Origin of the sequence: Campylobacter sp. RKI_CA19_01128 (assembly GCF_025771175.1) — a bacterium.
Classification (GTDB): Bacteria; Campylobacterota; Campylobacteria; order Campylobacterales; family Campylobacteraceae; genus Campylobacter_D.
Map to the genome: position 1 here is coordinate 1 of NZ_JAKMPU010000021.1, position 3,440 is coordinate 3,440.

3 protein-coding genes and 1 pseudogene are annotated in these 3,440 nt (G+C 24.5%); all 4 read left to right on the forward strand.

Annotation, left to right across the window (positions count from 1 at the left end; genetic code table 11):
* Positions 1–97: pseudogene (locus L8U98_RS08240) on the forward strand (tRNA 2-selenouridine synthase); the annotation flags it as partial.
* Between the two features lie 63 nt (positions 98–160).
* Positions 161–496: a methyltransferase gene (locus L8U98_RS08030; RefSeq protein WP_263725486.1), complete on the forward strand. Its 336-nt coding sequence runs from the start codon at positions 161–163 to the stop codon at positions 494–496.
* A gap of 1,086 nt (positions 497–1,582) precedes the next feature.
* Entirely contained in the window at positions 1,583–3,178 is a 1,596-nt protein-coding gene (locus tag L8U98_RS08035; protein WP_263725485.1) for a lipase family protein, read from the forward strand.
* A 7-nt stretch (positions 3,179–3,185) separates the two neighbouring features.
* Positions 3,186–3,440 (forward strand): hypothetical protein (locus tag L8U98_RS08040; RefSeq protein WP_263725484.1); only part of this gene is annotated, 255 nt, incomplete at its 3' end.

Genomic DNA, 3,440 nt, shown 5'->3' on the forward strand with positions numbered 1-3,440 from the left:
CATTAGTCGTAAAAGTGCAGGAGGAGGATCTTTTCATTATTTTACTAATAATAAATTTATAAAAAGTGATGAAAAATATACAGGACAAAGTTACTGATGAACCCTAAAGAACTTATTTCTCAAATCAAAGACTATGCTAATATAAGATGCTAGTTATGTTATGTTGCAATATGTTTGGGAAAATATAGAGCAAGATGAAAAGAATAATATTTATAAAGCAGATAAACTTACTTTTGGTGATAAATTAAAGCAAGATATTGTTATGAAAAATAGTAAAGGGGAAGATATTGTAAAACCTAAAAATACAAACACAGCTTATGCTTGTGCTATACAAGCTCGTTTTGAACAAAATAAAATAGTTAAAATAGAACCTAAATATTGTATTTCTCTTATAAATACTTGTTTTGATAGTAAAGAAATAACATTGGATAATGATATTAGCAGGGTAGGGTTAAATGATGCACTGAGTAAAAGAACTATTGATTTTGTATTTTAAAACATTAGTCTAACACTTTAAGTGAGGCTTTGATATATTGTGATGTTAAATATAAAGACAAGCTATCTTTTAGTCCCAGTGAAGTTTATAGTTTTAATGCCTCTAGTGTTTATGGTTGGAATGGTTCCTAGTGTAATTATATTTTGATTTTTAAAAAGTAGGATAATTTTATTAAAAATATAAAAAGGAAAATAAATGGGTTTATTAAAAAAAATATACATTGCTTGGGGGATGTTTTGGGGAATTATTTTTTTGTTTAGTTCTTTATATGCTTATTTTAGTGATATAGAATTTTTGGTGATATGTTAAAGATTGCATTTTTTATATATTCTTATCCATTGTTACCTTACATATCATATTTAACACTACAAGAAACTATTAAATCCAAAAATATTTTTCTTTATTTTTCTTTATTTTTCTTTATTTTTCTTTATTTTTCTTTATTTTTCTTTATTTCGGGGGGATTTTTTAATTATGTAATAATATTAGGTATTTATACAATATTATTTTTAATAATATCTATTAAATTTAGAAAAGAACTTTCTTATTATTTTTCTTTATTATTTTGTATTTTTTTATACATTTTTTTATATCTTTTTATTTTCTATATGGATTTAAAAAATGAGTAATAAAGCTCAAATTAACAATCTCAAAAATTATGCTAAACTTGTATAGATTGGTTTTTTTGATTTTTTAATAATAATTTAAATTTCAACAAAAAAGGAAGTAGTGTGATAATACTAAAAAATCTATATATTATTTGGATTATAATTTGGGGATTTGGGGCTATTTTAGGTTATTATATGGGATATGATGCAACTTTTACTAAAATATTCTTTTTTCTTGTTATACTTTATCTTTTTCCATTGTTGCCTTATTTTTGTTATTTGATTTATAAAAAAGCAAGAAATACAAAAAATATATTTGTTGCTATTTGTTGCTATTTGTTGCTATTTGTTGCTATTTGTTGCTATTTGTTGCTACTACTGATTAATAGAAATAATAGTAATTTTAAGTTGTACTTAATTATTATTGTGATACATATTGTAATATTTGCAATAATTTATTTAATTAAAAGAAATAAAAATGAAAACTCAAATCAATAATTTAAAAGATTATGCAGAACTTGCACAAGCTAGTTATTTTTATTTTGATTTTTTAAATACTAGAAATATATTTGAGTTAGATTCTAATCAAGAAAAAATTCAAGAAGAAAATTCTATTAGAGGTTATAGAGAAATAAAAGTAAATTTAGAACATGTTGTCAGTCAAAAATATAAAGATAAAAAAGTATTGATTAATTTAAGACAAGATAATGATTGGCAATCAAAAATATTAAATTTCTTTGATGAAAAGACAAATTTTGATAAACTAAATGGAGAATTTGGAGAATTACAAGCTAGGAATTTCTCTCAAAGATATGAGGTTCAATTTCATCAGCCTAACACTTTAAGTGGTTTTAGCGCTACTTTGTTCTATGATAAAGAAAAAGATAAATTTGTGGTAGGATTTAGGGGAACTGAAGCTGATAATTTTATTAGCTCGATTCAAGATATAGTTCAAGACATAACTCTATCCCTCAATGGCAATCTCCAATCTTCTTCTCTTTTAGAATTTTTAGAACAAGTAAATAAAATAATCAAAAATAAACACAAAAGCATTATATTTGTAGGACATTCATTGGGTGGGTATTTAGCTCAAATGGCTTTGATATATTGCGATATTAAATATAAAGACAAATTATCTTTTAGCCCTAACGAAGTTTATACCTTTAATGCCCCTAGTATTTATGGTTGGAATTTTCCTAATATAGCTATCAACCCTAATACAATAAAAATTATGCAAGATCTTTTAGGAAAATACACTATAGATGTTTCAGAAAAAATCACTCATATTTATGATAATGGTAAAATTGAAATCATCGCTTCTGCTCAATATGGCTCACACAATAGACTGCCTATCTATACGGGTAAAGATTCTCACTCCATAATCCCCCTAACTCAAACTCTTTACTTCTACTCCTATCTTTTAGAATTAGATGCTAACCATAGCAAAGTCAAAGATAAAAGTTTTAGTGAATGTATAGAGTATCTTAATCATTTTATGAAAAATATTCAAATATATACAGAAACTTTTGTGTTAAAAAATAATGCTATTAATAATAAAAATTTCGCTCTTAAAAATGGACCTCTTGGGCTTTTAAGAAGCTCTCCAGAAAAAATCAACCATTTTGAATATTTTCTTTCATTAATAGCCACCATAATGCAAGAAACAAATGATATTTTAGAAGAGGTTGGAGATAATTATTATACAAGCTACAAAGCTCCTACCATTAGTCAAACAAAAATCATAGATTTTATTTTAAAAGCACATGAAAAAGAAAAATATATTTTAATTCTTGATAAAAATGATTTTAATAAATACAGAAAAGATTGTTCCTTTATTAATAATCAAGAAAATTTAGCTCATAAAATTGCCATTGGGGAATTTAGAATTTTCATTGTAGTTTATAAAGATATGAAATGTCTTGAAAATATTAATAATATAACAAAAATATACAGATATAATTCAAAAAGTTATAAAATAAAAGATCAAATTTGGGATGAGCAATATTTAGGTGGAGTTTGTAAAATATCACAAGCTTTGTATTTTAATGGAAAAGCTAAAATAGGTATTATTTAGGAAAATTATGATAGGTAAAGACTTTTTATATTCTATTCATAAAGATAAAAAAAGTATTTATTTCTTTTGTGAAAATAAAAGCATCATTGATTGTCAAAGTATTTATGATGAACTTTATAAATTAGAAGCAACGACAGATTTTACTTTTGAAGAACTCCAAAACTACCAAGCTTATATCTTCCTAAACTCCACCCTCCTTACAGGCTCAAGCGAACTTCCTAACAATCCTTTTTACTTTGGAGAATTAGATCAAGATAATGCC